Genomic DNA, 26,899 nt, shown 5'->3' with positions numbered 1-26,899 from the left:
ATCCTCTTGTTTAGAGCGTGGAAGGGTGGAAGCGGTCGATGCCGAGTTCGCCGATACGGGTCTGGGTGCCGCCGTTGACGATCAGTTCCGCCATCACGGCGCCGGCGCCAGGGCCGAGCTGGAAACCGTGCAGCGAGAAGCCGAACTGGTGATAGAGGCCCTTGTGACGCGAGCTCGGCCCGAACACGGGAATGTCGTCCTTCATCTTGGCTTCAATGCCGGCCCAGGCACGGACGATGTTGGCGCTGCGCATCACCGGAAACAGCTCGAACACGGTCTGCGCACTGGTCGCAAGGCTCTTCCAGTCCAGCACCGTCTCGTTGCGATCCTGATAGGGCGTCGCCAGATGGCCGCCACCGATCAGCACGGTGCCGTTCTTGAACTGCTTGAAGGACAGCTTTCGACCACGCAGGATCACGACGGGGTCGATGAAGTGCGGCACGCGCGAGGTGATCATCAGCATCGGCGCCACGGTTTCGACCGCGACGGGCTCGCCGAGATGAGCCGCGATCCTGCCGGCCCAGGCGCCGGCAGCATTCACCAGCACCGGCGCGGCAAAGCTCTCCGACCCGGCATCGACGTGCCAGAGGCCGTCACGGTGCCGGATGCTGCCGGCAGCTACGCCTTCGCGCACAGTTGCGCCCAATTGCTCGGCCTTGCGGCGGAACGCCGTCGTCGTCTGCGCCGGATTGGCCGCACCGTCACGCCGAGAAACCACACCGCCGGGACAGGTCTCGGCCACCGCCGGCACCAGCCGGCGCAGTTCGGCGGCGTCGATCAGCTCCTCGTGGGTGAAGCCCAGCGCATTGAGCTCGGCGACGCGCGCGCGGCAGAGGGCGAGTTCTTCCTCGTTCTCGGCGACCAGCACCTGGCCGTAGCTCTCGAAGCTGCAATCGTCGTCGACGAGATCCGTGATCTTCTCCCAGATGTCCATCGAGCGGATCGACAGCGGAATCTCGGGAATGTGCCGCGCGAGCTGCCGGACGCCGCCGGCATTGACGCCCGAGGCGTGACGGCCGGCATAGTCCTTCTCGATCAGCACCGGCTTCAGGCCGGCGAGACACAGATGCAGCGTGGTCGAGCACCCGTGAATGCCGCCGCCAATGACGATCGCATCCACATTTGTGCTCATCCGCGCACCACAGCCTTGACGTCGGCCTCGCTCTTGGGAACGGCGGCGAGTTCGGCCAGCGTGATCGGCTTCACCGGCGCGCGCAGCCGGTAGTAACCGATCTCCTGCGGGGTCTTGCCGCGCGCCCCCGCCATCAGCTCGGTGACGGTGAGGCCGCAGAGCCGGCCCTGGCACGGGCCCATGCCGGTGCGGCGATAGGCCTTGAGCTGATTCGGCCCGGTCGCGCCGATCGCGACGGAATCGAGAACGTCCTTTGCCGTGACCTCTTCGCAACGACAGACGATGGTATCGCCTGAAGGAATCCGGAACTGCGGCGCGGGGCGGAACAGCGTGTCGAGGAACAGGCGACCACGCTCAGCCTTGGCGAGGTCGGAACGGAGCGTCGCCATTGCGGGAAGTTTTGCGGCAGAAGCGGGCGCCAGTGCTTCGACGGCGGCGCGCGCGGCAATGCGACCGCGCACCACGGCTGCACTCGCGCCGCCGATGCTGGCCCCGTCACCGGCGATCGCGATGCCGGCGACCGACGAATTGCCGCTCGCGTCGAGCACTGGCGACCAGCACAATTGCAGATCATCCCAGCGATGCTCGATGCCGGCTGACATCGCCAGATTGACGTTGGGCACGACGCCCTGATGCAGCAGCAACAGGTCCGCAGCGATGGTCTCGCGCTTGCCGCCGGCGACGTAGCTCACGCTGGCAAGCTGGCCATCACCGGAAGCCGCAAGCTCGGTGACGCCGGAGACGACCTGCACCTTCGCCCTCACCTCGCGCATCATCGACAGGCCCTTGGCGAAATAGGGCGAGGTGAGGAAGGCGAAAGCGTGCGGGAGCGCGGCGAAATAATTGCCGCGCTGGGTGGTGTCGAGGATGCGATCGATGCGGCCGCCAAGCCGCAGTATCTGCGCGGCGAGCAGCCACAGCAGCGGCCCCTGCCCTGCGATCACCGTGCGTCCGTCGGGCACCAGGGCCGAGGACTTCAGCATGGTCTGCGCCGCGCCGGCGGTCATCACGCCCGGCAGCGTCCAGCCGGGAATTGGGAACGGCCGCTCCAGCGCACCGGTCGCGAGAATCACGCGTTTCGCCTTGACAAAGGCCGAGGCGCCGCCGATCGAGACGGCGATATCGAGATTGCGGTCGAGGCTCCAGACGGTGGCGCGGTGAATGACCTCCGCATTGCTCGCGCGCAGCGACTGCACGAGATCGGCCCCGACCCAATAATCGGCGCCGAGCTGATTGCGCTCGGTAACCGGCGTCGAGGCGATGGCGCGAAACACCTGGCCACCGGGGCCGATGTTCTCGTCGAGCAGCAGCGTCGAGAGGCCGGCCTTGGCGGATGTTGCGGCAGCCGCAAGGCCCGCGGGCCCGGCGCCGATCACCACGACGTCATAGTTTTCGCGCTTGGGAGCCACGCTCATTTTCCGATCTCCCGCTTGCCCTTCTGGATTTCGATCTGCATGCCCTCGGCGACGGGCACGAGGCACCCTTGCCGGTTGCCGACGCCGTCGATGGTGACGAGGCAGTCGAAGCAGACGCCCATCATGCAATAAGGCAGACGCGGCGCGCCGCTCACCGCGGTGGAACGCCGTGCGTCAACGCCGGAGGCCAGCAGTGCGGCGGAGACGGTGTCGCCCTGGCGCGCTGCGACCGCGACGCCATCGACGAAGATCTGCACCTGTGGCCGCTTGTCCTGTTCGGATCGCTTGAACATGGGGATGCCTCTTGGCTCCTTCTCAGAATCTCTAGTAGCCGCTGCTGTTCGCAGCACCTGCGCCGCCAAAACGGCTGGCCGAGAACGCGCCGACCAGCTCCGGCTCGAGCGCGCCCTGCGCCACCATGCGCGCGATCTCGAAGGCGTGGTTGGAGGCGAGCGTCACGCCGGAATGGCAGCAGGCGACGAAGGCGCCGGGATGCGTCTCCGACTGGTCGTAGATCGGAAAGCCGTCCTGCGGCATGACGCGAATGCCGGACCAGCTCCTGACCACGTTGAGCCGCGCCAGATGCGGGAACATGCGTTGCGCGCGATCGGCCATGACGCCGCTGATCGACGGCTTCAGCGTGCGATCATCGAGCTCGTCCTCCTTGCTGTCGCCGATCATCACCGTGCCCTCGTCGGTCTGGCGGATCGTGGTCAGCGGATGCGGCAGGAACGGCATGGTGCGCTCGGTCACGACGATCTGGCCGCGAGTCGGGCCCATCGGCGCAAAGAGGCCGACCATCGGCGCCAGCGTCTGGTTGGCGTTGCCGGCGGCGAGCACGATCTTGGCGGCGCGCAGCTCGCCCTGCGGCGTGATCAGCCGAAATTCGCCCCCGCTCTTGCTGATCGCCGAGACCGGACGCTCCGGAAAATAGTCGATGCCGAACGCAATGAAGCCGGTGTGGAAGGCGCGGAAGGTGCGCAGCGAATTGACGTGGCCGTCGAGCGGACAATAGCTGCCGCCGGAGACCTCGGGGCCGATCAGCGGCAGCGCCTCCTTCACCTCGGACGGCCGCAGCATCTCCATCTTGTAGTCGGCCGCGCCGACCTGGTTGTGCATGCGCTTGACGAGCTCGGTGCGCTGGCCGAATTCGTCCTCGCCGAGCGTGAGATGAAAACCGCCGTTCTGCTGCAGGGCGACGTCGAGGCCGGTCTGCTGCTTCAGCTCGGAGGCCAGCCGGCCCCACGCCTGCGAGGCCTGCACGGTCCACCGCGTATAGGCCGGCATGCCGAGCCCTTTGCTCTGCACCCACACCAATGCGAAGTTCGCGCGCGAGGCGCGCTTGGTGATGTCGCCTTCGTCGAGCACGGCGACCTTCTTGCCGAGCCGGCCGAGGCCCCAGGCAATGGCGGAGCCGAGCAGTCCGCCGCCGACGACGGCGACGTCGTAATCTCCTGACATGAGTTCTCCTATCGTCCCGTATCGCCCTTGCCAGCGAGCACACGGTCGAGCCCGTAGAAGCGGTCGAGCAAAATGAGGGCGGCCATGGTGATTGCGATCACGCAGGCCGAGACCGACGTCACGAGCGGATCGATGTTGTCCTGGATGTAAAGGAACATGCGGACCGGCAACGTCTCGGTCCCGGGCGCAGCAAGGAAGACGGTCATGGTGAGATCGTCGAAGGACTGGATGAAGGCGAGCGCCCAACCGCTAATCACGCCGGGCAGGATCAGCGGCAAGGTCACGCGGCGGAACAGCGTCCAGCCGCCGGCGCCGAGCGAGACCGCCGCCATCTCGACCGTGCGGTCCATGCCGGTCGCCGCCGCCAGCGTCAGCCGCAGCGCGAACGGGAACACGATGATGACATGCGCGACGATCAGCGCCGCGAAGCTGCCGCCGAGACCGGCCGAAGTGAAGAAGCGCAGGAAGGCGATGCCGAGCACCACATGTGGGATCATCAGCGGCGACAGGAACAGCGCCGCCAGCACATCACGACCACGGAAGCGATAGCGCGCGATCGCCAGCGCCGCCGGCACCGCGAACAGCAGCGCCACGAGGGAGGACAACGCGCCAAGGCCGAGGCTGACCCAGAAGGCGTGAATGAATTCGGGGTAATTCAGGATCGTCTTGAACCAGCGCAGCGAAAACCCGTTGGTCGGCAGCGACAGAAAACCTTCGGGCGTGAAGGCGACGAGGCAGACCACCAGGATCGGCGCCACCATGATGATGACGAAGACGGTGTGGAAGATCAGCGCGAGCGGACCGTTCCGGCTCATCGGAACACCTCCGCATAGCGGCGTTCGATCAGTGCGTTGCTGCCGACGACGATCAGCACCAATGCGGCCAGCAGCAGCGTTGCGACGGCGGCACCGAGTGGCCAGTTCAGCGTGTTGAGGAATTCGTCATAGGCGAGCGTCGCGGCGACCTTGAGGCGGCGGCCGCCGATGATCGCCGGCGTCGCGAAGGCGCTGGCCGAGAGCGAGAACACGATGATGGCGCCCGGCAGCACGCCCGGCATGATCTGGGGCATGATGATGCGGCGGATGATGGTCGCAGGGCCCGCGCCGAGCGACATCGCAGCATTCTCGATCTGCGGATCGAGCCGCTGCAGCGCCGCCCACACCGAGAGCACCATGAACGGCATCATCACATGCGCGAGCGCGATCACCACGCCTGTTTCGGTGAACATGAAGGGAATGGGGGAGCCGATCAGCCCGAGCGACATCAGCAGCTTGTTGACGAGGCCGTTGTTGCCACCGAACAGCAGGGCCCAGCCCAGCGTGCGCGCCACCACGGAGATGAGAAGCGGCCCCAGAATGACCAGGAGGAAAAAACTCTTCCAGCGGCCGCTCATGCGGTTGAGGATATAGGCTTCCGGTGCCCCGAGTAGCGCCGTGAGCAGCGTGGTCAGGATGGCGATGCGGAACGTCCGCCAGAACATCTCGGCGTAATACGGATCGGTCGCGATCTCGTGCCAGTTCTTGAGGATGAAGACCGGCTCGATGCCCTTGTACTGGCCCCAATCGTGGAACGACAGCATCACCGTCATCGCCAGCGGAATCAGCAGCACGCCGACGAACAGCATCAAGGCGGGTGCGGTCAGCACCCACGGCGCGGGCAGGCTGCGCTCCTCGGCCGCCATGCTCATGCGCCGGCCCTCACGCGAACGCTCATGTCTTCGGGCCGCCAGGTGAGGCGAACCGCGTCCCCTTCGGCCGGCTGCGCTTTGCCGTCGTTCTGGCGGATCACGATCGCCGGGCCGCATTCACTGTCGCACTGGAACAGCCAGTGATTGCCCTGGAAGATGCGCGTGATGATTTTTGCGCTGAGCCCTGTATCGCCAAAGCCGATTCTTTCGGGGCGAACGCTGACGGTGACGGGACCGCCGAGCCCAGCCGGCGCCGGTGCGCGCCAGGAGCCGGCCACCAACTGCGTCGGCGCGACGGTCCGGTCGATCGTTCCGGCAAAATCGTTGGTCTTGCCGAGGAATTGCGAGACGAAGGCCGAGGCCGGCCTTTCATAGGTCTCTTGTGGCGTGCCGATCTGCTCGATCTTGCCCTGACTCATCACCACGATGCGATCCGACAGCGACATCGCCTCGTTCTGGTCATGCGTGACCAGGATCGTGGTGGTGCCGACGGTGCGCTGGATCTGGCGCAGCTCGATCTGCATCTCCTCGCGCAGCTTGGCGTCGAGGTTCGACAGCGGCTCGTCGAGCAGCAGCACGCTGGGCTTGATCACCAGCGCACGCGCCAGTGCCACGCGCTGCTGCTGGCCGCCGGACATGCGACGCGGATGGCGATCCTCGTATCCGGCGAGGCCCACCATCGCGAGTGCGGCGCGGACGCGTTCGGACCTTTCAGCGCGCGGCACGCCACGCATCTCTAGGCCAAAGGCAACGTTCTCCGCCGCGGTCATGTGCGGAAACAGCGCGTAGCTCTGGAACACGATGCCGAGGCCGCGCTTGGCCGGATGGATCACGGTCAGGTCCTTGCCCTCAAGGCGGATCGCGCCGCGCGTCGGATCGAGGAAGCCCGCGATCATCTGCAGCGTCGTGGTCTTGCCGCAGCCGGACGGGCCGAGGAAGGAGATGAACTCCCCCTTCCCCACCGACAGGCTGAAGTCATCGACCACAGTCTGCGTGCCGAACTGCTTTGCGACCCGATCGAGCTCGAGATAGGCCATGACGCTGTCTCCGCGGCGACCGATCAGCGTTCGACCTCGCGATTCCAGCGCTTGGTCCACTCCTCGCGCTTCTCGTTGATCACGGTCCAGTCCGGATTGTAGAGCTTGGCCGCGCGCTCGCCGATCGGCGCCATCTTGCCGAGCTCGGGCGGGATCACCAGCGATTTCAGCACCGGGCCGTAGCCGTAGTCCTTCAGCATCACGAGCTGGGTTTTCGGATCGAGCAGCATCTTGACGAAGCTCGCAGCCAGCGGCGAAGCATTGGGCTTGTTGATCGGGCACGCCGTGGTCAGCAGCGTCGCTGCGCCTTCCTTCGGGTAGACGAAGTCGACGGGGAAGCCGGTATTGGCGAAGCTCTGCACGCGGCCGGTGCCCCATACCGCGATCACGGCCTGGCCGGACTGGAACAGCTCGGTCATCTTGCCCGGCGACGGCTCATAGGCCAGCACGTTCGGATTGATCTGCTCCTTGAAGATCTTGAAGCCGGACTCGACGTTGGTCTCGCCGCCGCCGTTCATCTTCGACAGCATCACCAGCGCTTCGAGACCGTAGGTGTTGTTGATCGGTGGAATCACGAGCTGTTTTGCGTATTTCGTGTCCTTCAGGTCGTTCCACGAGGTCGGCGGCGCCCAGCCTTTCTCCTTGAACACCTTCGTGTTGTACATCAGCCCGGTGGCGACGATGCCGATCGCAACCGCGCGATCGTCCTTGAAGCGTGCAGTGTCGTAGAGATCGGCGGGCAAGCCGTCGAGCTTGCCGCAGAAGCCGAGCTGGATGGCCTGGTACATCGGGCCATCATCGACGATGGCAACGTCGATCTGCTGGTTGCCTTTCTGCGCCTGGAGCTTGGCCAGCGTGTCGGTGGAATTGCCGGCGACGTATTCGACCTCGACGCCGTTCTCCTTCTCGAAGGCCGGGATCACCTCGTCGCGGATGGTCTTCTCAAACGAGCCGCCATAGCCGGCGACGTAGAGCGTTTTCTGCTGGGCCGAGGCGACCGAGGGGACGGCAATGAGCGCTGCGATGCTGACCGCGGTCAGAAGGCGAAGAGTCTTCATGTGGACCGATCTCCAATACCGGAATGAGGTGACGTGCCGACGAGTCTCGCTGGCTGAAGCGCGTTGCCGCATTTCCTTCCGCGCGAATCACTCTCCGATCAGGGCTCCGGCCCCCATTCGGCGGGTTTTGGCGCGATCTGGAGGGTTGAACACCTCCAATCTGCCGAAAAAGCGGGCTGTCTCCAGTCCTGATGAAAAAGATCGCAGACCCAAGCTTCCATCGTCCAATGAATAATGGCACCCTCTGCATGCCGAAATGTTATGATTGGGTGGTGGAATGGCGCGGATCAATTCGCGGCAGGTGGAGGCCTTCCGCGCGATGATGCTGACCGGCAGTGTGACCGAGGCGGCGGCGCTGATGAAGGTGACGCAGCCGGCCGTCAGCCGCTTGCTGCGCGACCTCCAGGCCCTGCTCAAAATGGAGCTGTTCGAACGGCGCGGCACCGGCCTGGTGCCGACCGCCGCGGCGATGGCGCTCTATACCGAAGTCGAGCGCTCCTTCGTCGGGCTGGAACGCATCACTGCGGCGGCGGAAGAAATCCGCGGCCGGCGCACGGGCTCCCTACGCATCGCAGCACTGCCGGCGCTGTCGAACGGCTATCTGCCGCGGCTCACCGGTCACTTCCTGAAGGAGCGGCCAAACCTCAACCTCGCCTTCTTCGGTGTCATCTCGCCGATCGTGGTCGACTGGGTGCTGAACAATCAATGTGACGTCGGCTTTGCCGAGGTGCCGATCGCGCATTCCGGTCTGCCGAGCCAGCGGCTGCCGGCGCCGGCGCGCGTCGCAGTGCTGCCGACCGGTCATCGCCTCGCGGAGAAGGAAGTGCTGGAGCCGCGCGATTTCGAGGGCGAGACCTTCATCTCGCTGTCGGCGGGATCGTCGAGTCGGCATCTCGTCGACCAGGTCTTCCACCGCCACGATGTCCGCCGCGTGCTGCGGGTTGAGACCACGCTGTCGGAAATCATGTGCGGCATGGTGTCGTCAGGCCTCGGCGTCGCGATCTGCGATCCCTTCACGGCGCAGGAATTTGCAACGCGCGGCGTCGTCGTGCGCCGCTTCCTGCCGCGCATCGATTTCGAATTCTCCGCGGTCTTTCCGGCGCAGCGCAGCCCGTCCCCGGTGGCGCTGGACCTGGTCGAGACCATGCGCAAGGCGCTGGTGGAGTTTGAGGATTAGGGCTTCGGTTCGAACAGTGCAGCTACAGGCTCGCTTCAACCTCTCCCGCTTGCGGGAGAGGTCGGCGCGTAGCGCCGGGAGAGGGTTCTCTCAACACGGGGAGTGTCCCCGATTGGAGAGAGCCCTCTCCCCTGCCCTCTCCCGCAAGCGGGGAGAGGGAGCGCACCGTCTTCGTGGCACCAGCGGCACTCAACCACTGAACGCGGCCTGCGCCTCCGGCAGATCCCAGATCTTGCCGATCGCGGCGGTGCCCGCCGCAATGATCGCAGCTTCATCCGCGCCGAGATAGCGCCCCTCATCGACCAGCACGCGGCCATCGACCATGACCTGATCGATATTGGCGCGGTTGGCGAGTGCGATCAGCGCGCGGCGCGGGTCGAACAGCGGCTGCAGATGCGGATGGGTGAGATCGACGACGGTGAGATCTGCGGTCGCGCCCGGCTCGATGCGGCCGAGATCGGGCCGCTTGATGACGTCGGCGGCGACCGTCGTGTTCGCCTCGATCAGCTCGGGTGAGTTCGCGACGTCAGGGCGCGCCGAAATGATCTTGGAGATCAGCGACGCCGCATTGAGCTCGCCGAGCAGGTCCATGTTGTAGCCGTCGGTGCCGACCACGGTGCGCACGCCGTGCGCGGCGAAGCGGCTGAACGCCGCGGTGATGCCGGCACGCGCGAACACGCGCGGGCAGTTCAAGACGGTCATGCCGCGCGCGGCCATCAGCTTGAGATCGTCATCGCTGCTGAACATGCAGTGCGCCGCCATCAGATCCGGCGCGAGCAGGCCGAGCCAGTCCAGATATTCTGCCGGCGTGCGGCCGCCATAGCGCTTGCCGATGGTCTCGACCTCGGCGCGGCTCTGCGCCATGTGCGTGGTGATGGGAACGCCGAGCTCGCGCGCCCGCGTGGCGCAGGCTTTCAAGAGATCGGGGCCGCAGGTGTCGGTGGCGTGCGGGCTCATCGCAAGACTGATGCGGCCGTCGCCGCGATTATTCCAGCGCTGATAGAGCGCGTCCCACGCCGCCATATCCGCAGCGCCGTCATCGCCGGAATATTGGACCACACCGTCAGGCCCGGCCTTGGCGTCGGAGGTCGAGAACAGATAGGGCGCGCCGTAGAAGCGGATGCCCATCTTTTCCGCCGCGTCGAACATCTCGGGGATCGAGTTGCGGAACGGCTCCATCACCGTGGTGGCGCCGCCCTTGAGCAGCTGGAGGATGCCGAGCCGCGCCACCGCAAGGCGCTCTTCCGCCGACAGGATATCGGCGCCGCGCTTGGTCAGCGGCAGCAGCACCGTGTAGACGATGCTCTGGTTGTTCTTGCGGCCATTGCCGTCCTCGGTGTGGCTGCGCGCCACCGCTTCCGAGAAGCAATGATTGTGCAGGTTGAGCAGGCCCGGCAGGACGAAGCGGCCCGGACGATCATAGACCCGATCGGCGCGCGGCTTGTCGCGTGTGATCGCTGCAATCTTCTTGCCTTCGACCAGAACCCAGCGGTCGCGCAGCACGTCCTGCGCGCCGTCTTTCCGTGACAGCACATAGCTGCCGAAGATTGCTGTGGTGCTCATGCGGGGCGCACGTTCCAGAACACGGCGGTGCCGTCGAGAATGCCGGTGATGGCCTTGCGATAGGCCGTCGGCTGCTTGTAGAGGCCGATCGGAATATAGGGGATTTCCTCGAACGCCACCCTCTGGACTTCGCGGCAGATGCGCTGCTGTTCGGCGAGTTCGGAGGCCGCCAGCCACTGGCTGCGCAACTCGCCCATCTTCGTGCTCGCGTACCAGCCGGCGACCTTGCCTTCGCCGCGAATGTTGGTGTTGCCGGCCGGGTTGAGCCAGTCGATGCCCTGCCAGTTGCCGACCGCGGCGCTCCAGCCGCCCTGCGGAAGCGGATCCTTCTTCAGCTGGCGCTGCAGCACCACGGCGAAATCGAGGCCGGCATATTCGACGTTCATGCCGGCCTTGCGCAACGAGTCCACCGCGATCTCGCCAAGCGGCTTTTGCGCCAGCGAGTTGGTCGGAACGAGCAGCACGATCTTCTCGCCGTTGTAGCCCGCGGCTTTCAGGTCGGCCTTCACCTTGGCGTAGTCGCGCGGGCCGCGGAACACGTCGAGGCCGACCTCATTTGCCATCGGGGTGCCGGGTGCGAAATAGCCGACCGGTGAGACCTGGAACGCCGGATCGGTGCCGGCGACGGCGGTCATGAATGCGGACTGGTCGATCGCACCCAGGAGCGCGCGGCGGATGGCGGGATTGTCGAACGGCGGCTGCAGGTGGTTGAGGCGCAGCATGCAGGCGTAGCCTCGGGGATCGAGGATGCGCGTCTCGATATCGCCGGCCGCCTTGATCACCGGAAGCAGATCGTGCGGCGTAGTCTCCTGCCAATCCTGCTCGCCGGTCTGGAGCGCGGCGACGCCGGTGCCGGCATCGGGCGTCGTGGTCCAGACCACGCGATCGTAGTGCACGATCTTCGGCCCCGCGGTCCAGTCCGGCTTGCCGTCGGTGCGCGGCTGATAGCGCTCGAATTTGGCATAGGCGTTGCGCGCGCCCTGTACGCGCTCGTCGGCGAGATAGCGGAACGGGCCGCTGCCGATCACCTCGGTGAGCGGCTTGAACGGATCCTGGCTCGCCAGCCGCTCCGGCATCATGAAGCAGGCATTGATCGCGGCCTTGCCGAGCGCCTGCGGCAGCAGCGGAAAAGGACGCTTCAGACGGAAACGGATGGTGCGGTCGTTGGCAGCCGAGAGCTCGGCGGTCGCCTCCATCAGCTCGCCGCCAAAGCCGTCGCGCGCGGCCCAGCGGCGGATGCTGGCAACGCAATCGCGGGCGAGCACACGCTCGCCGTCGTGCCAGAACAGACCATCACGAAGCGTGAGGTCCCACTGCAGCTGGTCGGCGGAGATGGCGTGGCCCGACAGCATCTGCGGCGAGACCTGGAGCGAGGAGCTCATGCCGTACAGCGTGTCGTAGACCATGAAGCCGTGGTTTCGCGACACCTGTGCCGTCGAATAGATGGGATCGACGAAGGCGAGATCGATGACGGGGATGAAGCGCAGCGTGGATTGCGATTCAGCGCGGACGATGCCCGGCAGCGACAGCGCCGGCAGCGCCGCGCCGGCCTTGAGGAGCGAACGGCGGGAGATCGACATTAGCGGTGACCCGCTTCGTGGCGCAGGAAGTTCTCCGCGATGTTCTCGCCAGTGGTGATCCAGACATCAGGGCACGATTTTGCGTAGGTCAGGAATTCGCGCAGCAGGCGCAGCCGCATCGGGCGGCCGCTGCATTGGGGGTGCAGCACCGTCGTCACCATCGCGCCCCAGTCGCGGACCTCATCCAGCTCGTCCTTCCACATCGAGAGCACGTGCTCCTTCGGAAAGATCGAGCGCGGACTGAAGCGCGCGGACAGGCCGTGCATCCAGTCGTCATAGCTCGCGGTCACCGGCAGCTCGATCGTGCCGGGCTTGCCGTCGGCGAGGCGATGGCGATAGGGCCTGACGTCGTCGCGGAACGAAGACGTGTAGACGATGCCGTGCCGCACCAGCGCGACGCGCAGCTCCTCCGTGAACTCGCCATAGGGCGCGCGATAGCCGGTCGGCTTGACGCCGAGCCGGCGCTTCAGCGCCTCGAAGCCGCGCTCCAGCTCCTCCTCGATCCAGGGATCGCCGGGATCTGGCAGCAGATGGTGATAGCCGTGATGGCCGATCTCGTGACCGGCCTTGAGGATGGACTCCGCCATCGCCGGATGCGCATCGACCGACCACCCCGTGACGAAGAACGTCGCCTTGAGATCGAGCTGGTCGAGCAACTCCAGGAGTTTCGGCGTGCCGACGCGCGCCTCATAGCCGCCATAGCTCATGGTGATGAGCCGCTGCGCATGACCTGCGTCCTTGCTGGTCCAGGCACTCTCGGCGTCCACGTCGAACGACAGGAACATCGCGGATGTGTACGGCTTCGGCCACGGATATTCGGGCGCGGGATCCGCGGTGTTGGCCGGAACGAGCGGAATGCTCTGGAGTGCCTTACTGTCCAGCATTGATGGTCGCCTTCTCGATTGCGTTGTCGCTCAATTTCCACTTCGCCAACAGCGTCTTGTAGGTGCCGTCCGCGATCAGCGCGTCGACCGCCTCCAGCATTGCCTGCTGCAATGCCTTCTCCTTCACCGGCAGAGCAATGCCGGTAAATTGCTGTGCGATGGGCGCGCCCACGGTCGCATAGGTGTTGGGCTCGAGGTCCATGATGTAGGGCAGCGTCTCGTTGCCCTGGGCGGCGGCATCGATGCGGCCTTGCCTCAGCTGGGTGCGTGCATCGGCCGAGCCGTCGGTGCCGACGAACTGGATCGGAGAGCTGCCGCAATTCTTCTCGCTCCACGCCGCAATCTGGGCCGGGAACATGGTGCGTCGGCTGGCGCCGACCTTCTTGCCGCACAGCGACGTCGCATCCTTGAATTCCGCCTTGCGTGACGCCTGCACGAAGAACTGCGGGCCGCTGCGCAAATAATCGACGAAGGTCGCGACCTCGTGCCGGCTCGCATAGTCGGTGAAACCGGACAGGATCGCATCCACCCGCCCCGTCGAGATCGAGGGCATGAACTCGGCAAAGCTGGTCTCGGTCCATTCGATCTTGACGCCGAGCTTGCGGCCGATCGCCTCGCCAAGATCGACGTCGAAGCCGGAGAGCGCGTTGGTGGCGGGATCGCGGAACTCCATCGGCGGATAGTTCGGCACCACCGCGACCTTGATGCTGCCGCGCTTTACGATCTCAGGCGGCAGTTCGGCCGCCATTGCCGACACGCTCATGGCGCCCAGGAACGCCGCCGCAAGCAAGAATCTCTTCATCACCATACCCCCAATGTCAGATCACTGCCGAAAGAAATGCCTTGGTGCGCTCCTCGCGCGGCGCGCCCAACACGTCGGAGGCCCGGCCCTGCTCGACGATCGCGCCCTGGTCCATGTAGACGACGCGGTCGGCGACCTCGCGGGCGAAGCCGAGCTCGTGCGTCACCACCATCATGGTCATGCCGCTTCGCGCCAGCTCCTTCATGACCGCGAGCACCTCGCCGACCAGCTCGGGATCGAGTGCGCTGGTGGGCTCGTCGAACAACATCAGCATCGGCTTCATGGCGAGCGCCCGCGCGATCGCGACGCGCTGCTGCTGGCCGCCGGAGAGCTGCGCCGGATACCAGTCGGCCTTGGCCGACAATCCGACGCGCCGAAGCAGCTCGGTCGCCTCGGCGCGCACCTCATCCGGCTTCCGCCCCTGCACCTGGGTCGGGCCTTCCGTGATGTTCTCCAGCGCGGTCTTGTGCGGAAACAGGTTGAAGCGCTGGAACACCATGCCTGTCTTGAGCCGCTGCCGCCCGATCTCGCGCTCGCTGAGGCGATGGAGCTTCCCGCCTTGCTCGCGCACTCCGAGCAGTTCGCCGTCGAGCCAGATGCCGCCGGCATCGATCGTGGCGAGCTGATTGATGCAGCGGAGCAGCGTGGTCTTGCCGGAGCCGGAGGCGCCGATCAGGCACATCACCTCGCCGGGCCAGACGTCGAGCGAGACGTTCTTGAGAGCCTGAAACTCTCCAAAGTTCTTGGCTACGGAGCGGATCGCGACGAGCGGCTTTGTCATCGCGCCAGCCGCAATGTGCCGCGCGCAAAGCGGCGTTCGAGCAACATCTGGAGCGGTGTCAGGATCGAGACCGCGAGCAGGTACCAGAGCCCCGCGACGATCAGGAGCTCGATCACGCGCGAGTTGGCGTAGTAAATGTTCTCGGCATTGTGCAGCAGCTCCGGATACTGGATCACGCTGGCGAGCGAAGTCGCCTTCACCATGCCGATGAACTCGTTGCCGAGCGGCGGGATCACCACGCGCATCGCCTGCGGCAGCACGATCCGGCGCAACGCGCGCAGCCGTCCCATGCCGATCGCCTGCGCCGCTTCATATTGCCCGATATCGACCGACAGCATGCCGGCGCGCATGACTTCGGAGGTGTAGGCGCCCTGGTTGATGCCGAGCCCGAGCAGCGCGGCAAGGAACGGCGTCATGACATCGACGGCGCGTGCAGACCACAGGCCGGGGATACCGATGGTCGGAAACACCAGCGCGAGGTTGAACCACAGCAGCAGCTGCAAGATCAGTGGCGTGCCGCGAAACAGCCATGTGTAGCCGGCGGCGACCGACTTCAGCACCGGATTGGGCGACAGCCGCATGATCGCGACGACGATGCCGAGGAAGATGCCGAGCATCATCGCCAGCACCGCCATCACCATGGTGTTGACGATGCCTTCGAGGATGACCTTTGCGGTCAGGAAGCGGCTGACATAGGACCATTCGATCTGGCCGTTCGCAAAGGCGCGCGCGATCGCCGCCAGCACGAGGACGATCAGGGCCGCGCTGATCCAGCGAAACCAGTGCGGCTCGCGCGCGATCCGCAGGCCTGACAGGTCGGGAAATCCTTGCGCGAGTGCCGGCGCGGGCTTCATTGCGGCGCCGCGTTCAGCATGGGCTGGGCGACTGCATTTGTCCCTAGGCCCCATTTGTCGAGAATGGCCTTGTACGAGCCGTCAGCGATCATCGCCGCGAGTTTCTCGGTCACGACTTCGCGCAAGGCGGCATCGTCCTTGCGGAACATGATGCCCTGATAGCCCCTGGCAAAGGGCTCGCCGACGATGCGATACTTGCCGGGCTCCTGTTGCTGCGCATAAGGCAACGTCTCGCTGCCCTGCACGGCGGCGTCGATGCGGCCCTGCTTGAGCTGGTTGCGGACGTCGATGGAATTCTCGCCCGGAACGTACTGGATCGCGGGCTTGCCGGCCGGCTCGCAATTCTGCTTGCTCCACTTCTCGATCTCGACCGGGAAGCTGGTGCTGCGGGTGGTGCCGACCTTCTTGCCGCAGAGATCGGTGGCGTCCTTGGCCGCGCTGTCCGCCGTCACGAAGAACTGCGGTCCGGTTGCGAGGTAATCGACGAAATCCGCGGTCTCGCGCCGCGAGGCACGATCGGAGATGCCGGAAATGATGAAGTCGGCGCGCTTGGTCTGGAGCGAGGGGATCAGCTCGGCGAACGGCGTCTCGCTCCAGACAATCTTGAGGTCGCCAAGCCGCTTGGCGAGCTCTTTCGCCAGATCGATGTCGAGCCCGACCAGCTCGTTGGTTGCGGGATCGCGATATTCCATCGGCGCGTAGGTGGAGTTGACCGTGAGCTTCAGCGTGCCGGCCTGCTTGATCTCCGCCGGCAGCTCGGCGGCTCGCGCCGACGTCGCCGCGGCCAGCGCTGCGCAGGCAAGCAAATACGAGAGGCGTGTCATGTCAGCTCCTTTTGCCAATGCTGCGACCGGCCGTTGGTCAATCTGCGTCGAGAACGGCCGGCTCGATGATGCCGGCACGCTCGGTGATCACCCTGTATTGCTCGGGCCGCCGGTGGGCGGCGAAGTTGAACATCTTGTCCTTGCCCTGGCGGCAGAGGTCGAGATCGATGTCAGCGACGATCACCTCGTCGGCCAGCGTCTGAGCCTGCGCGACGATGCGGCCGTTGGGATCGACGATGCAGGAGCCGCCGATCAGGCCGGACCCGTCCTCCTCGCCCGCCTTCGCCACCGAAATCGCCCAGGTCGCGTTCATGTAGGCGTTGGCCTGCGTCACCAGCGTCGAGTGGAAGGTGCGCAAGGCTCCGTCTTCGGTCGTGCCGCCGTTGGGATCGTAGGCCGCCGAATTGTAGCCGATGCAGACGAGCTCGACGCCTTGCAGACCGAGCACGCGCCAGGATTCCGGCCAACGACGATCATTGCAGATCATCATGCCCATGATGGCATGGGCCCAGGACGAGCCGGCGCGGAAGGCGGGAAAGCCGAGGTCGCCATATTCGAAGTAGCGCTTCTCGAGTTGCTGGTAGCGCGCGCCCGGACGCGGCTCGACCGAGCCCGGCAGATGCACCTTGCGATAGCGGCCGAGAACCTCGCCGTCGCGATCGACCAGGATGGAGCAATTGTAGCGCCGCCCCTCCGGCGTCAGCTCGGCATAGCCGACATAGAAGCCGACGCGGAGCGCACGTGCGCGATCGAATAGCTTTGCCACCTGGGGGTTCGGCATGCTGCGCTCGAAATACCGGTCGAGGGCCTCGCCTTCGAGCAGCCAGCGCGGGAAGAAGGTGGTGAAGGCGAGCTCCGGAAACACCACAAGACTCGCACCCCGACCGGCCGCCTCCTCCAGCATGTCGAGCATCCGCGACAACGTGTGCTCGCGCGTATCGGCTTTTTGCGTCGGCCCCATCTGAGCGGCGGCGGCGCGAAGGACACGAACCAAGATTGCCTCCAATCTGTGCGCAGTGCTGCCTCAATGGGCGAACGAACCCTTTGATGCGACGTGCAAATCGGCTGCCATTACGGGCAAGCACTGCTGCAAAATCAATTCGCGTTGCTATGATGTTTTGGCCCTGACTATAATCGGCAGTGATATGAACCTGCGTCAGCTCGAGATCCTTCGCGCCGTGATCCGCCACCGCACCACGGTGGCGGCGGCGGACGAGCTGGCGCTGTCGCAGCCGGCGGTCAGCAACGCGCTGAAGACGATGGAGGCGCAGGCGGGCTTTGCGCTGTTCGAGCGCGTCAACAACCGGCTGTTTCCAACCGCCGAAGCGATGGCGCTCTACAAGGAGAGCGAGGCGATCTTCGCGCTGCACGCCAAGCTCGAGAACCGCATGCGCGATTTGCGCGAGAACCGGTCCGGGCATCTCGCCATCGTGGCGACGCCGCCGCTCGCCTACAGCATCATTCCGTCCGCGTTGTCGGGCTTCCTGCGACGCCGCCCGGAGACGCGGGTGTTCTTCGACGTACGGCGCTACGAGGGCATCATCGAGGGTGTGCTGAGCCGCGTCGCCGAGCTCGGCTTCGCGCTCGGCCTCACGCATCATCCCGGCATCGCGCATGAGGTGGTGCACACCGGCGAGATGGTCTGCGTGCTGCCGCCACAGCATCCACTCGCCGACCGGCCGATGATCTCCGCTTCCGATCTCTCCGGCCTACCCTTCATCGGGCTCGAACGCGGCACGCGGCTCGGCGAAGCCGTGCGCGACAGCTTTGCCCGCGCCGGCGCGCCGTTCCGGCCGACGATCGAGGTGCGCTACTGCAACACGGCCTGCGTGCTGGCCGCCGCCGGCGTCGGCGCGGCGGTGGTCGATCCTTTCTCGCCGCGGCAGAACGGCGGCAGCGGCCTCGTCGTCCGTCCGTTCTCGCCGACGACGCAGGCGATCGCCTATATGCTATGGTCTGAAGCCGAGCCGCTGTCGCGTCTGGCCAAGGCCTTTCTCAACGAGATCCGCAAGGAGAGCGCTCTGCTCGAGCGGGCAGCGCCGCACCAGCAACATGGGGCAGAAAGCGGCTGAGCTTCGCAACCTTTTGACCGGGAGGCCCATGGCACGCATCACCATCATCGAGACCGGAGAGGTGCCGCAAAAATACCGCGAGCGCCACGGTTCATTTCCGGACATGTTCGCGCGCATGATCCGCGCCGAGGAGCCGGCCGCGACGATCGAGGTCGTCAGCATCCCCAGCGGCGATGCGCTGCCCGATCCGAGCAAGCTCGAGGCCATCCTCATTACCGGCGCGGCGGCCGGGGTCTATGACGGGCTCGACTGGATCGCGCCGCTGGAAGATTTCGTGCGAACGGCTTACGCCAACAAGACACCGATGGTCGGTGTCTGCTTTGGCCACCAGCTGATCGCGCAGGCGCTCGGCGGCACCGTGCGCAAATCAGAACAGGGCTGGGGCATCGGCCGGCATGTCTATCAGGTGCTGCCGGAGAACGGCGTCATCGACGGTGAAGCGGTCGCGGTCGCCGCCTCGCATCAGGACCAGGTGATCGAGCCGCCAAGCGATGCGCTGACGATCCTCTCCTCCGAATTCACCCCGCATGCCGGCCTGCTCTATGCCAATGGCGCGACGCTGACAGTGCAGCCGCATCCGGAATTCGATGTCGGGTTCGCGCAAGTGTGCTGCGATCTGCGCGATGGCAAGGCACCTGAGGATGTCGTTGCCACGGCGAGGGCGTCGCTGGCGGAGCCGATGGATAATGCGAAGCTCGGCGGGGCGATTACGCGGTTTCTGGCTAAGCGCACCTGACTACGAAGCTCGAGACGCACTCGTCTTCCCTTCTCCCCTTGCGGGAGATGGTGGCGCGAAGCGCCGGATGAGGGGTTCTATCCATTCGCCGGACTGCTCGTGAGGAGAGAGACCCCTCACCCGTCTCGCCGCTATGCGGCGAGCCACCCTCTCCCGCAAGGGGAGAGGGTGAAGCAGCGGTCGCTTTGTTAATTTCAGAACGGCTCGCTTCCCAGCCCCGGCACATCGGCCGGCCGCGGGCCCGGCGCCGCCCAGTGAAACCGGCGATCCTTCTCCGCAATGGCGATGTCGTTGATCGAGGCCTCGCGCCGCTTCATCAGGCCGTGCTCGTCGAACTCCCATTGCTCGTTGCCGTAGGAGCGGTACCACTGGCCGCTTGCATCGTGCCATTCGTACTGGAAGCGCACCGCGATGCGGCTGCCGTCGAAGGCCCAGAGGTCCTTGATCAGGCGGTAATCCTGCTCCTTCTCCCATTTGCGGGTGAGGAAGGCGACGATGGCCTCGCGGCCCTGAAACACTTCCGAACGGTTGCGCCAGCGGCTGTCCTCGGTATAGGCGAGCGAGACCCGCACCGGATCGCGTGAATTCCAGGCGTCCTCGGCCATCCGGGCCTTTTGCGCGGCGGTCTCGCGGGTGAAGGGTGGAAGCGGCGGGCGCGACATGGTGGCCTCATCGGTGATCGGGACCGCGAATGTATCGTCGCAATTGGCGGAGTCGATAGGCGATCCGCTATCGAGCGATCACGAAACCAGATCGGCCTTCATCAGTTGGCGGATCGATTTCGGGATCGGCTGGGCGCGGCCGCCGCTGATGAAGGCAACGCGGACCTCGGCTTTCACCAGCACGTCATCACCGCGCCGCACCTCCTGCGCCAGCATGATTGACGCCCCTTTCACCGCGACCGGCCAGGTCACGACGTCGAGCACGTCGTCCATTCGCGCGGGCTTCAGGAAGTCCAGATGCATCGAGCGCACCACGAAGGCGAAGCCCGCGCCGTCCGTCTCGGTCTGCTCGAACAGCACCTGCTGCTCGGCACCCATCAGCCTGAGATGATTGGTGCGTCCGCGCTCCATGTAGCGCAGGTAATTGGCATGATAGACGATGCCGGAAAAATCCGTGTCCTCGTAATAGACCCGGACCTGCATGTGGTGGCGGCCGTCGCGGATCTCGCCGTCGAGATGAGCTGTCACGTCCGGAGCCTCTTCGCTGGTCGGTAACCGGCACGTTTTGCGCAAAAACAGCCGGACGCGCAAGCGTGTTAGGACACGACCGGTCCTGACCTTCCCAGCGTCACCTCGACGATCTCAGGCGGCACGCCGAAGCGGAGCGGCATGATGCTGCAACCGAGGCCGCCGGAGACGATGAGATCGCATTTCAGGCGGAAATGGCCATAGGCGAGCCGCAGACCGTTCTTGGGCGCGACGGCCGGCGACCAGCCGAGCAGGCGAACCTGGCCGCCATGGGTATGGCCGGACAATTGCAGCGCGACGCGCGCGGGCACGAGCGGAGCGACATTGGGCTCGTGCGCGAGCAGAATGACCGGCGCATCGTCGGTGATCTTGGCCAGCGTGGCGTTGAGATCGTCGGCACCGAAGTGCGCCATGCTCCGGAAGCGCCGCGCCGGCAGGAAGGCCAGTTGATCGCCGAGGCCGGCAAGCCAGAACGGACGGCCGTCCTTGGTAAGACGCACAGCATCGTTCTCGTAGACGGGAATGCCGGCCGTCTCCAGCGCCCGATGTGCGATGGTCGTCCCGTGCCCGGCCCGCTGCACGGTTCTGTCATCCCAATAGTCGTGGTTGCCCATAACGGCATGAACGCCGAGGGGCGCCTTCAGGCGCCCCAATACCCTTGCCCATTCGCTCGACGGAATGAAGCGCGTGACGTGGTGAAGGCCGGCGACATAGTCGCCGAGCAGCACGATGAGATCGGCGTTCAGCGCGTTGGTCCGGTCGACGATGCCCTCGATGCGCTCCAGCGACATCCAGGGATCGCAGGCATGGATGTCAGCGATGGCGGCAATCTTCAGCGGAAAATCCGCCGGCCACTGCCGCGGCATCGGATGATAGCGCGTGACGCGAAGGCGCAGCACCGGCTCGACACCGACGCCGTAGGCTGCGGTCGAGACGCCGAGGGCGGACAGACCGCCAATGGAACGGATAAGATGACGGCGCGTGATCATGGAAGCCCGATGATGATGCGGCGCCTTGATGATATCCGATTGGAGCGGAATTGGGGTGCGTTCGTGCAGATCGTCTGCACGAGGTTAACGGAAATTCATCAAGCCGGAACAGCGCGAGGTTCGGCAGATCACTCGTCGCTGTCATCCGTGCCGAACAGGCCGAACTGCGCCGCCGCATCGCGCGAGGGCTCGGCGAGACCGAGATGGCGGAAGGCGTGCGAGGTCAGCAGGCGGCCGCGCGGCGTGCGCTGCAGATAGCCGCACTGGATCAGATAGGGCTCGATGATGTCCTCGATGGCGTCGCGCGGCTCCGACAAGGCCGCAGCCATGGTCTCGACGCCGACCGGTCCGCCGCCATAGTTGAGCGCGATGGTCGAGAGATAGCGCCGATCCATCGCGTCCAGCCCTGCGGCATCGACCTCGAGCGCGCTCAGCGCATGGTCGGCAATCTTACGGTCGATCTTGTCGGCATCGGCCGCCGAGGCGAAATCGCGCACGCGGCGGAGCAGGCGGCCGGCGATGCGCGGCGTGCCGCGGGCGCGGCGCGCGATCTCATTGGCGCCATCGGCGCTCATGCCGACGTTGAGCACGCGCGCGCCGCGGCTGACGATGCTCTCCAACTCCTCGATCGTGTAGAAGTTGAGCCGGACCGGAATGCCAAAGCGGTCGCGCAAGGGATTGGTGAGAAGGCCGGCGCGCGTGGTGGCGCCGACCAGTGTGAATTTCGACAGCTCGATCTTGACCGAGCGCGCCGCGGGGCCCTCGCCGATGATGAGGTCGAGCTGAAAGTCCTCCATCGCGGGATAGAGCACCTCTTCCACCGCGGGGCTGAGGCGATGGATCTCGTCGATGAAGAGCACGTCGCGCTCTTCGAGATTGGTCAAGAGGGCGGCAAGATCGCCGGCCTTGGCGATCACGGGCCCCGAGGTGGCGCGGAAACCGACGCCGAGCTCCTTCGCCACGATCTGCGCCAGCGTGGTCTTGCCGAGGCCGGGGGGACCGACGAACAGCACGTGATCCAGCGCCTCGCCGCGCTTGCGCGCCGCTTCGATGAAGATCGAGAGATTCTTGCGCGCCTGCGCCTGACCGACGAAGTCGGACAGCGATTGCGGCCGCAGCGCGGTGTCGCCGACATCGTCGCTGCGGCGCTCCGGCGAGACCATGCGGGGGGGAGTGGTCATGCGGAAGTCCTGCACAGTCGCTTGTCGATAAGAAGGGCAGCTTGAGCACCTGCAAAGAAGATCAAACTTACCACAAGCAAGACAAATGCCTCAGCCGGTTCACTCAGTGCTCTTCCAACAGAGCCAATCACCAGCGCCGAAAGCAAGCTTGCAACGAGAACGTCCCACCAGACAACGGAGCCTCGGATTTGCAGGAAGATTGCAACCATCAAGGCCACAACGGCCGCAGGCAAGAACAAGCCTTTCACGGCAAACCAGCTGAACCCGATCAGGTCGCGCGAGACCGAAAAGCATCGAATGACACGACTAAGAAAACAACCTGATGCCGAGAACGCCAGCATTGCAAGATACCCGGCAAAAAGTGTTCCGCAGAAGACGACGACGAACATACGGCCGAGGCGCCGCAAATGCTGGCGTGCCGCACCTTGACCCCACTCGGAGAGGCGCTGGCCGTTGTTCACTTGGCCAGTTCCTTCAAACCCAATCGAATCAGCTGCGCCGTCTCGGCGCCCTCACCCGCGCTGCGCGAGGCCGATGCAATCGCCGCGGCGGCCTGCGGCTGGCCGTAGCCGAGATTGACCAGCGCAGAGATCGCATCCGCGACGGGGCGCGGCGCGCGCTGGTCGTCGACGGCGCCGGCGAGATGCACGACGGCGGGATCGACATTGGCAAAGGCCGGCGCCTTGTCCTTCAATTCGGTGACGATCCGCTCGGCGACCTTCGGGCCGACACCGGGCGTTCGCGCCACCGCGGCCTTGTCGCGCAGCGCGATGGCATTGGCGAGATCGGCCGGCGACAGCGTGCCGAGCACGGCCAGCGCGACCTTGGCGCCGACGCCCTGCACGGTCTGGAGCAGGCGAAACCATTCGCGCTCCTGATCGGTGCGGAAGCCGAACAGCTTGATCTGGTCCTCGCGGACATAGGTCTCGATCGACAGCACAGCGGCCTCACCCGGCGAGGGCAGATGCTGCAAGGTGCGCGAGGAGCAATGTACCTGATAGCCGACGCCGCCAACGTCGAGGATGACGAAATCCTCGCCGTAGGAATCGATCAAGCCCTTGAGCTTGCCGATCATATCCCCACCACCTTCAGCCTGAGAGCGGTGCTCTGGCGGTGATGGGCGTGGGTGATGGCGATGGCGAGCGCGTCGGCTGCGTCCGCGGACGGCGGCTCGGCCTTCGGCAGCAGGATCTTCAGCATCATCGCGATCTGTTGCTTGTCGGCGTGGCCGGCGCCGACCACCGTCTTCTTGACCTGGTTCGGCGCGTATTCGGCGACAGAGATGCCGAACATTGCCGGCGCCAGCATGGCGACGCCGCGGGCCTGGCCGAGCTTCAGCGTCGCAACGCCGTCCTTGTTGACGAAGGTCTGCTCCACCGCCGCTTCCACCGGCCGGTGATCGGACAAGACGGAAGCGAGCCCCTCATGGATCGCGAGCAGGCGGCTCGCCAGCGGCAAATCGTCCGGCGGTTCCACCGAGCCGCAGGCGACGTAGGCCAAGCGATTGCCCTCGGCCTCGATCACGCCCCAGCCGGTGCGGCGCAGGCCGGGGTCGATGCCGATGATGCGAACGGGGCCACGAATCGGGAGCGCGGTCATGCGCCAGTGATAGCGGCTGGCTGCGGGATGCGAAACAGAAACAGAACGGAAGTAACAGGGGAATGGGTCCCGGCCCAGCGCCGCAGCGTTTCACGCTGCAGCGCGTCCGGGACACGAGAGCGGCCTATCCGCCCATCTTCGCAACAAGCGCGTCCGACACCTCGAAATTGGCGTAGACGTTCTGGACGTCGTCGTGCTCGTTGAGCAGGTCCATCAGCTTCAGGAGCTTCTCGCCGGTCTCGTCGTCGACCGCAACCGTGTTCTGCGGCTTCCAGATCAGCGCAGCCTTGCGCGGCTCGCCGAACTTGGCTTCCAGCGCCTTGGCGACGTCGCGATAGCTTTCGGTGGAGGCGTAGATCTCGTGGCCGCTCTCGCCGGACACGACGTCGTCGGCGCCGGCTTCGATTGCGGCATCCAGCACCGCATCGTCCGAGGCGACGCTGCGGTCGTATTCGATGATGCCGGTGCGGTCGAACATGAAGGAGACTGAGCCGGTTTCGCCGAGATTGCCGCCGGACTTGGTGAAGAAGGAGCGGATGTCGGAGGCGGCGCGGTTGCGATTGTCGGTCAGTGCCTCGACGATGACGGCGACGCCGCCGGGGCCGTAGCCCTCGTAGCGGATCTCGTCATAGTTCTCGCCGTCGCTGCCGAGCGCCTTCTTGATGGCGCGCTCGATATTGTCCTTCGGCATGTTCTCCTGGCGCGCAGCGATCACGGCGGCGCGCAGGCGCGGGTTCATGGCGGGGTCGGGGGTGCCCAGCTTGGCAGCGACGGTGATTTCCCGCGCCAGCTTGCCGAACAGTTTCGACTTCTGGGCATCCTGCCGCCCCTTGCGGTGCATGATGTTCTTGAATTGGGAATGTCCGGCCATGCGTGGTCTCTTGAGAAATCGTCAGCCAAAGATGAGCGTGGGAAGCGCGGCCTTATAGGCCGCCAACCCACCGGAATCAAAGGGCTCGGCTGCGCCTGAGGTAGCACTGTAAAGGTAGCCGCCGTAACGGCGCCTGCCTAGATGGGCACCGTTAACCCTGATTTCATTCCGGAGTGCGAAAATAGCGCCCGACCGTCCCCCGACAAGAGAGACCCGATGGCGTTCGGATTATTTCGGAAGCGTCTGCCGGACACGGCCGCGCCCGCGGCAGCCCCGGAGGCTGCGCAGCCGGCGGCTCCTGCCGCACCCGCCCCGACCGCCGAAAGTGATTCGGCCCGGGAAATCCTGGAATTGCTGGAACTCGAGCTCGGCGCCATGATCCGCCAGCTTGAGCGCGCCGCCAATTCGGTGGCTGGCGGCGCCGAGGCGACCGCGGCGACCCTCGCTGCCATTCGCGACCGCACCGACGCCCTGACCGGCCGGACCAACGCGGCGCAATCCACCGCCTCCACCTTCGCCCATGCCGCCGACAAGTTCACCCAGTCCGCGCAAGGCATCGGCGCACAGGTTCGCGCGGCCGGCAAGCTCGCCGACGAGGCCAGCGCCGCCGCGCAGGAAGCCCGCGCCAATGTCGACCGCCTGCGCGAATCCTCCGCCGCCATCGGCAACGTCGTCAATTTGATCGCGCAGATCGCGCGGCAGACCACGCTGCTCGCGCTCAACTCGACGATCGAGGCCGCGCGCGCGGGCGCAGCCGGAAAAGGCTTTGCCGTCGTTGCCACCGAGGTCAAGGCGCTCGCGGTGCAGACCCAGAGTGCGACCGAGGAGATCACGAAGAAGATCGACGCATTGCAGCGCGACGCCGCCGGTTCGGCGGACGCCGTGCACCGCATCTCGCAGGCGATCGAGGCGATCCGTCCGGTGTTCGACACCGTCAACGGCGCGGTCGCCGAGCAGAATGCCACGACCAGCGAAGTCTCCGGCAATGCCGCCAGCGCCTCGGAGTTCATCATCTCGGTCGGCGAGAGCGCGGCCGAGATCGACGCGGCGACCAAGGCGGCCGAGACCCATGGCGAGAGCGTCGCCAGCGCCGGCAAGGCCGTCACCACCTTCGCCCAGAAGCTGAAATCGCGCTGCGCGGTGCTGCTGCGCCAGAGCGAGCACGACGACCGCCGCAAGACCGAGCGGCTGCCCTGCCACCTCAAATTCGAAACCGCGCGCGCCGTGATGCCGGTCTATGAAATCGCGATGGAAGGCGTGCTGATCGGCGGCGCGGACGCAAGCCGGCTGGCAACGCAAGCGACGATCGAAGGCAGCTTAGAGGACATCGGCGCCTGCCGCCTGCGCGTGATCGAGCAATCCAAGGCCGGCGCCCGCGCGCAATTCGTCGGCGCCACCGCCGCTCTCAACGAGAAGATCGAGGACAAGCTCTGGTCGATCCATGAGGAGAACACCGAGTTCGTCACCCGTGCCATGGAAGCCGGCAATGCGCTGACGCAGATATTCGAGAAGGCGGTTGCGCGCGGCGAGGTCAAGCTCGACGACCTCTTCGACACGGACTATTTGGAAATCGCCGGCACCAATCCGCAGCAATACCGCACCAAATATCTCGACTGGGCCGACCGCGCCCTGCCGCCGTTCCAGGAGTCCTTCCTGGCGCGGGAGCCGCGGATGGCATTCTGCGCCATGGTCGACCGCAACGGCTTCTTGCCGGTGCACAACAAGATCTATTCGCACCCGCAGCGGCCGGGCGATGTCGCCTGGAACACGGCCAACTGCCGCAACCGGCGCCTCTTCAACGATCCGGCGGGGCTGGCCGCCGCGCGCAACCTGCGATCGTACCTGGTCCAGAGCTATGCGCGCGACATGGGCAACGGGAACACGGTGATGATGCGGGAGATCGACGTCCCGATCCGCGTGCAGGGCCGGCACTGGGGCGGCTTCCGCACGGCCTACAAGCTGTAGCGCTCCCGCGCGTGCACGCACCTGCACGCACCTGCACTCCT

28 protein-coding genes are annotated in these 26,899 nt (G+C 65.7%); 4 read left to right on the top strand and 24 right to left on the bottom strand.

Going from position 1 to position 26,899, the window contains the following annotated elements:
• Positions 1-10: 10 nt before the first annotated feature.
• Genes ACTEK7_RS19275 through ACTEK7_RS19240 form a run of 8 tightly spaced genes read right to left on the bottom strand, consistent with a single transcriptional unit; the run spans position 11 to position 7,790 of the window.
• On the bottom strand, positions 11-1,132 hold the full coding sequence (locus ACTEK7_RS19275; protein ID WP_225146430.1) for an NAD(P)/FAD-dependent oxidoreductase: 1,122 nt from the start codon (positions 1,130-1,132) through the stop codon (positions 11-13).
• A complete protein-coding gene (locus tag ACTEK7_RS19270; RefSeq protein ID WP_225146429.1) occupies positions 1,129-2,547 on the bottom strand; it encodes an FAD/NAD(P)-dependent oxidoreductase in 1,419 nt (472 codons plus the stop codon). Before ACTEK7_RS19270 ends, ACTEK7_RS19275 begins: the two co-directional genes overlap by 4 nt.
• Positions 2,544-2,840, bottom strand: a complete 297-nt coding sequence (locus ACTEK7_RS19265) for a (2Fe-2S)-binding protein (RefSeq protein WP_025034065.1) — start codon at positions 2,838-2,840, stop codon at positions 2,544-2,546. Before ACTEK7_RS19265 ends, ACTEK7_RS19270 begins: the two co-directional genes overlap by 4 nt.
• A gap of 31 nt (positions 2,841-2,871) precedes the next feature.
• Positions 2,872-4,008 carry an NAD(P)/FAD-dependent oxidoreductase gene (locus ACTEK7_RS19260; RefSeq protein WP_036021801.1) on the bottom strand — a complete coding sequence of 379 codons (1,137 nt, stop codon included), beginning with the start codon at positions 4,006-4,008 and terminating at the stop codon, positions 2,872-2,874.
• A gap of 8 nt (positions 4,009-4,016) precedes the next feature.
• Positions 4,017-4,823, bottom strand: coding sequence for an ABC transporter permease (locus ACTEK7_RS19255; RefSeq protein WP_225146428.1), 807 nt, complete (start codon positions 4,821-4,823; stop codon positions 4,017-4,019).
• Complete coding sequence (locus ACTEK7_RS19250) at positions 4,820-5,695, bottom strand: ABC transporter permease (RefSeq protein WP_225146427.1); 876 nt, start codon at positions 5,693-5,695, stop codon at positions 4,820-4,822. The genes ACTEK7_RS19255 and ACTEK7_RS19250 overlap by 4 nt, the downstream gene beginning before the upstream one ends.
• Positions 5,692-6,732: an ABC transporter ATP-binding protein gene (locus ACTEK7_RS19245; protein ID WP_225146426.1), complete on the bottom strand. Its 1,041-nt coding sequence runs from the start codon at positions 6,730-6,732 to the stop codon at positions 5,692-5,694. Before ACTEK7_RS19245 ends, ACTEK7_RS19250 begins: the two co-directional genes overlap by 4 nt.
• 23 nt (positions 6,733-6,755) lie before the next feature.
• Positions 6,756-7,790 (bottom strand): ABC transporter substrate-binding protein, encoded by a 1,035-nt coding sequence (locus ACTEK7_RS19240; protein ID WP_225146425.1) that lies wholly within the window; start codon positions 7,788-7,790, stop codon positions 6,756-6,758.
• Between the two features lie 277 nt (positions 7,791-8,067).
• Between ACTEK7_RS19240 and ACTEK7_RS19235 the strand changes: the two genes are divergently transcribed.
• On the top strand, positions 8,068-8,967 hold the full coding sequence (locus tag ACTEK7_RS19235; protein WP_225146424.1) for a LysR substrate-binding domain-containing protein: 900 nt from the start codon (positions 8,068-8,070) through the stop codon (positions 8,965-8,967).
• Positions 8,968-9,156: 189 nt separating this feature from the next.
• Here ACTEK7_RS19235 and ACTEK7_RS19230 read toward each other — a convergent pair whose 3' ends face one another.
• Genes ACTEK7_RS19230 through ACTEK7_RS19195 form a run of 8 tightly spaced genes read right to left on the bottom strand, consistent with a single transcriptional unit; the run spans position 9,157 to position 17,249 of the window.
• Entirely contained in the window at positions 9,157-10,530 is a 1,374-nt protein-coding gene (locus ACTEK7_RS19230; protein WP_225146423.1) for an amidohydrolase family protein, read from the bottom strand.
• Complete coding sequence (locus ACTEK7_RS19225) at positions 10,527-12,110, bottom strand: ABC transporter substrate-binding protein (protein ID WP_225146422.1); 1,584 nt, start codon at positions 12,108-12,110, stop codon at positions 10,527-10,529. The genes ACTEK7_RS19230 and ACTEK7_RS19225 overlap by 4 nt, the downstream gene beginning before the upstream one ends.
• On the bottom strand, positions 12,110-12,994 hold the full coding sequence (locus tag ACTEK7_RS19220; protein WP_225146421.1) for a polysaccharide deacetylase family protein: 885 nt from the start codon (positions 12,992-12,994) through the stop codon (positions 12,110-12,112). The genes ACTEK7_RS19225 and ACTEK7_RS19220 overlap by 1 nt, the downstream gene beginning before the upstream one ends.
• Complete coding sequence (locus ACTEK7_RS19215) at positions 12,981-13,796, bottom strand: ABC transporter substrate-binding protein (RefSeq protein ID WP_035998422.1); 816 nt, start codon at positions 13,794-13,796, stop codon at positions 12,981-12,983. Before ACTEK7_RS19215 ends, ACTEK7_RS19220 begins: the two co-directional genes overlap by 14 nt.
• A gap of 16 nt (positions 13,797-13,812) precedes the next feature.
• Positions 13,813-14,577, bottom strand: coding sequence for an amino acid ABC transporter ATP-binding protein (locus ACTEK7_RS19210; RefSeq protein ID WP_057028105.1), 765 nt, complete (start codon positions 14,575-14,577; stop codon positions 13,813-13,815).
• Complete coding sequence (locus ACTEK7_RS19205) at positions 14,574-15,431, bottom strand: amino acid ABC transporter permease (protein ID WP_036041414.1); 858 nt, start codon at positions 15,429-15,431, stop codon at positions 14,574-14,576. Before ACTEK7_RS19205 ends, ACTEK7_RS19210 begins: the two co-directional genes overlap by 4 nt.
• A complete protein-coding gene (locus ACTEK7_RS19200) occupies positions 15,428-16,255 on the bottom strand; it encodes an ABC transporter substrate-binding protein (RefSeq protein WP_225146420.1) in 828 nt (275 codons plus the stop codon). The genes ACTEK7_RS19205 and ACTEK7_RS19200 overlap by 4 nt, the downstream gene beginning before the upstream one ends.
• A gap of 37 nt (positions 16,256-16,292) precedes the next feature.
• Positions 16,293-17,249: an N-carbamoyl-D-amino-acid hydrolase gene (locus ACTEK7_RS19195; RefSeq protein ID WP_225146419.1), complete on the bottom strand. Its 957-nt coding sequence runs from the start codon at positions 17,247-17,249 to the stop codon at positions 16,293-16,295.
• Positions 17,250-17,400: 151 nt separating this feature from the next.
• Here ACTEK7_RS19195 and ACTEK7_RS19190 point away from each other — a divergent pair, with 151 nt between their 5' ends.
• Positions 17,401-18,327 carry a LysR family transcriptional regulator gene (locus ACTEK7_RS19190; RefSeq protein WP_225146418.1) on the top strand — a complete coding sequence of 309 codons (927 nt, stop codon included), beginning with the start codon at positions 17,401-17,403 and terminating at the stop codon, positions 18,325-18,327.
• A 28-nt stretch (positions 18,328-18,355) separates the two neighbouring features.
• Positions 18,356-19,063 carry a type 1 glutamine amidotransferase gene (locus ACTEK7_RS19185; protein WP_225146417.1) on the top strand — a complete coding sequence of 236 codons (708 nt, stop codon included), beginning with the start codon at positions 18,356-18,358 and terminating at the stop codon, positions 19,061-19,063.
• 194 nt (positions 19,064-19,257) lie between these two features.
• On the opposite strand, the gene ACTEK7_RS19180 is transcribed toward ACTEK7_RS19185, so the two are convergent.
• From ACTEK7_RS19180 to ACTEK7_RS19145, 8 genes are all read right to left on the bottom strand, one after another.
• Positions 19,258-19,725: a nuclear transport factor 2 family protein gene (locus ACTEK7_RS19180; RefSeq protein WP_036021747.1), complete on the bottom strand. Its 468-nt coding sequence runs from the start codon at positions 19,723-19,725 to the stop codon at positions 19,258-19,260.
• Positions 19,726-19,803: 78 nt separating this feature from the next.
• Positions 19,804-20,253, bottom strand: a complete 450-nt coding sequence (ybgC, locus tag ACTEK7_RS19175) for a tol-pal system-associated acyl-CoA thioesterase (protein WP_197960645.1) — start codon at positions 20,251-20,253, stop codon at positions 19,804-19,806.
• A 68-nt stretch (positions 20,254-20,321) separates the two neighbouring features.
• Positions 20,322-21,242 carry a metallophosphoesterase gene (locus ACTEK7_RS19170; protein WP_225146416.1) on the bottom strand — a complete coding sequence of 307 codons (921 nt, stop codon included), beginning with the start codon at positions 21,240-21,242 and terminating at the stop codon, positions 20,322-20,324.
• A 128-nt stretch (positions 21,243-21,370) separates the two neighbouring features.
• Positions 21,371-22,423, bottom strand: coding sequence for a Holliday junction branch migration DNA helicase RuvB (gene ruvB / locus ACTEK7_RS19165; protein ID WP_035998383.1), 1,053 nt, complete (start codon positions 22,421-22,423; stop codon positions 21,371-21,373).
• Positions 22,420-22,884, bottom strand: a complete 465-nt coding sequence (locus ACTEK7_RS19160; RefSeq protein WP_035998380.1) for a hypothetical protein — start codon at positions 22,882-22,884, stop codon at positions 22,420-22,422. Before ACTEK7_RS19160 ends, ruvB begins: the two co-directional genes overlap by 4 nt.
• Positions 22,881-23,498 carry a Holliday junction branch migration protein RuvA gene (ruvA, locus tag ACTEK7_RS19155; RefSeq protein WP_035998377.1) on the bottom strand — a complete coding sequence of 206 codons (618 nt, stop codon included), beginning with the start codon at positions 23,496-23,498 and terminating at the stop codon, positions 22,881-22,883. Before ruvA ends, ACTEK7_RS19160 begins: the two co-directional genes overlap by 4 nt.
• The gene (gene ruvC / locus ACTEK7_RS19150; RefSeq protein WP_057028112.1) at positions 23,495-24,022 is read right to left on the bottom strand and encodes a crossover junction endodeoxyribonuclease RuvC; all 528 of its coding nucleotides are present in this window, start codon (positions 24,020-24,022) and stop codon (positions 23,495-23,497) included. The genes ruvA and ruvC overlap by 4 nt, the downstream gene beginning before the upstream one ends.
• A 124-nt stretch (positions 24,023-24,146) precedes the next feature.
• Complete coding sequence (locus tag ACTEK7_RS19145) at positions 24,147-24,893, bottom strand: YebC/PmpR family DNA-binding transcriptional regulator (RefSeq protein WP_225146415.1); 747 nt, start codon at positions 24,891-24,893, stop codon at positions 24,147-24,149.
• 216 nt (positions 24,894-25,109) lie between these two features.
• On the opposite strand from ACTEK7_RS19145, the gene ACTEK7_RS19140 reads away from it, so the two are divergent.
• On the top strand, positions 25,110-26,858 hold the full coding sequence (locus tag ACTEK7_RS19140; protein ID WP_225146414.1) for a methyl-accepting chemotaxis protein: 1,749 nt from the start codon (positions 25,110-25,112) through the stop codon (positions 26,856-26,858).
• Positions 26,859-26,899 lie beyond the last annotated feature (41 nt).

The sequence above is a fragment of the Bradyrhizobium sp. JHI2711 genome (genome assembly GCF_056156565.1).
This window is presented reverse-complemented; position numbering and strand designations above follow the sequence as displayed.

Bases quoted from the DNA above. Each gene is read 5' to 3' on its own strand.
- ACTEK7_RS19250 (WP_225146427.1), bottom strand. From the start codon at position 5,695: ATGAGCATGGCGGCCGAGGAGCGCAGCCTGCCCGCGCCGTGGGTGCTG.
- ACTEK7_RS19260 (WP_036021801.1), bottom strand. From the start codon at position 4,008: ATGTCAGGAGATTACGACGTCGCCGTCGTCGGCGGCGGACTGCTCGGC.
- ACTEK7_RS19200 (WP_225146420.1), bottom strand. From the start codon at position 16,255: ATGACACGCCTCTCGTATTTGCTTGCCTGCGCAGCGCTGGCCGCGGCG.
- ACTEK7_RS19275 (WP_225146430.1), bottom strand. From the start codon at position 1,132: ATGAGCACAAATGTGGATGCGATCGTCATTGGCGGCGGCATTCACGGG.
- ACTEK7_RS19205 (WP_036041414.1), bottom strand. From the start codon at position 15,431: ATGAAGCCCGCGCCGGCACTCGCGCAAGGATTTCCCGACCTGTCAGGC.
- ACTEK7_RS19225 (WP_225146422.1), bottom strand. From the start codon at position 12,110: ATGTCGATCTCCCGCCGTTCGCTCCTCAAGGCCGGCGCGGCGCTGCCG.
- ACTEK7_RS19145 (WP_225146415.1), bottom strand. From the start codon at position 24,893: ATGGCCGGACATTCCCAATTCAAGAACATCATGCACCGCAAGGGGCGG.
- ruvC (WP_057028112.1), bottom strand. From the start codon at position 24,022: ATGACCGCGCTCCCGATTCGTGGCCCCGTTCGCATCATCGGCATCGAC.
- ACTEK7_RS19235 (WP_225146424.1), top strand. From the start codon at position 8,068: ATGGCGCGGATCAATTCGCGGCAGGTGGAGGCCTTCCGCGCGATGATG.
- ACTEK7_RS19180 (WP_036021747.1), bottom strand. From the start codon at position 19,725: ATGTCGCGCCCGCCGCTTCCACCCTTCACCCGCGAGACCGCCGCGCAA.
- ACTEK7_RS19270 (WP_225146429.1), bottom strand. From the start codon at position 2,547: ATGAGCGTGGCTCCCAAGCGCGAAAACTATGACGTCGTGGTGATCGGC.
- ACTEK7_RS19190 (WP_225146418.1), top strand. From the start codon at position 17,401: ATGAACCTGCGTCAGCTCGAGATCCTTCGCGCCGTGATCCGCCACCGC.
- ruvB (WP_035998383.1), bottom strand. From the start codon at position 22,423: ATGACCACTCCCCCCCGCATGGTCTCGCCGGAGCGCCGCAGCGACGAT.
- ACTEK7_RS19220 (WP_225146421.1), bottom strand. From the start codon at position 12,994: ATGCTGGACAGTAAGGCACTCCAGAGCATTCCGCTCGTTCCGGCCAAC.
- ACTEK7_RS19215 (WP_035998422.1), bottom strand. From the start codon at position 13,796: ATGAAGAGATTCTTGCTTGCGGCGGCGTTCCTGGGCGCCATGAGCGTG.
- ACTEK7_RS19185 (WP_225146417.1), top strand. From the start codon at position 18,356: ATGGCACGCATCACCATCATCGAGACCGGAGAGGTGCCGCAAAAATAC.
- ACTEK7_RS19265 (WP_025034065.1), bottom strand. From the start codon at position 2,840: ATGTTCAAGCGATCCGAACAGGACAAGCGGCCACAGGTGCAGATCTTC.
- ACTEK7_RS19255 (WP_225146428.1), bottom strand. From the start codon at position 4,823: ATGAGCCGGAACGGTCCGCTCGCGCTGATCTTCCACACCGTCTTCGTC.
- ACTEK7_RS19140 (WP_225146414.1), top strand. From the start codon at position 25,110: ATGGCGTTCGGATTATTTCGGAAGCGTCTGCCGGACACGGCCGCGCCC.
- ACTEK7_RS19240 (WP_225146425.1), bottom strand. From the start codon at position 7,790: ATGAAGACTCTTCGCCTTCTGACCGCGGTCAGCATCGCAGCGCTCATT.
- ACTEK7_RS19245 (WP_225146426.1), bottom strand. From the start codon at position 6,732: ATGGCCTATCTCGAGCTCGATCGGGTCGCAAAGCAGTTCGGCACGCAG.
- ACTEK7_RS19230 (WP_225146423.1), bottom strand. From the start codon at position 10,530: ATGAGCACCACAGCAATCTTCGGCAGCTATGTGCTGTCACGGAAAGAC.
- ACTEK7_RS19170 (WP_225146416.1), bottom strand. From the start codon at position 21,242: ATGATCACGCGCCGTCATCTTATCCGTTCCATTGGCGGTCTGTCCGCC.
- ACTEK7_RS19210 (WP_057028105.1), bottom strand. From the start codon at position 14,577: ATGACAAAGCCGCTCGTCGCGATCCGCTCCGTAGCCAAGAACTTTGGA.
- ruvA (WP_035998377.1), bottom strand. From the start codon at position 23,498: ATGATCGGCAAGCTCAAGGGCTTGATCGATTCCTACGGCGAGGATTTC.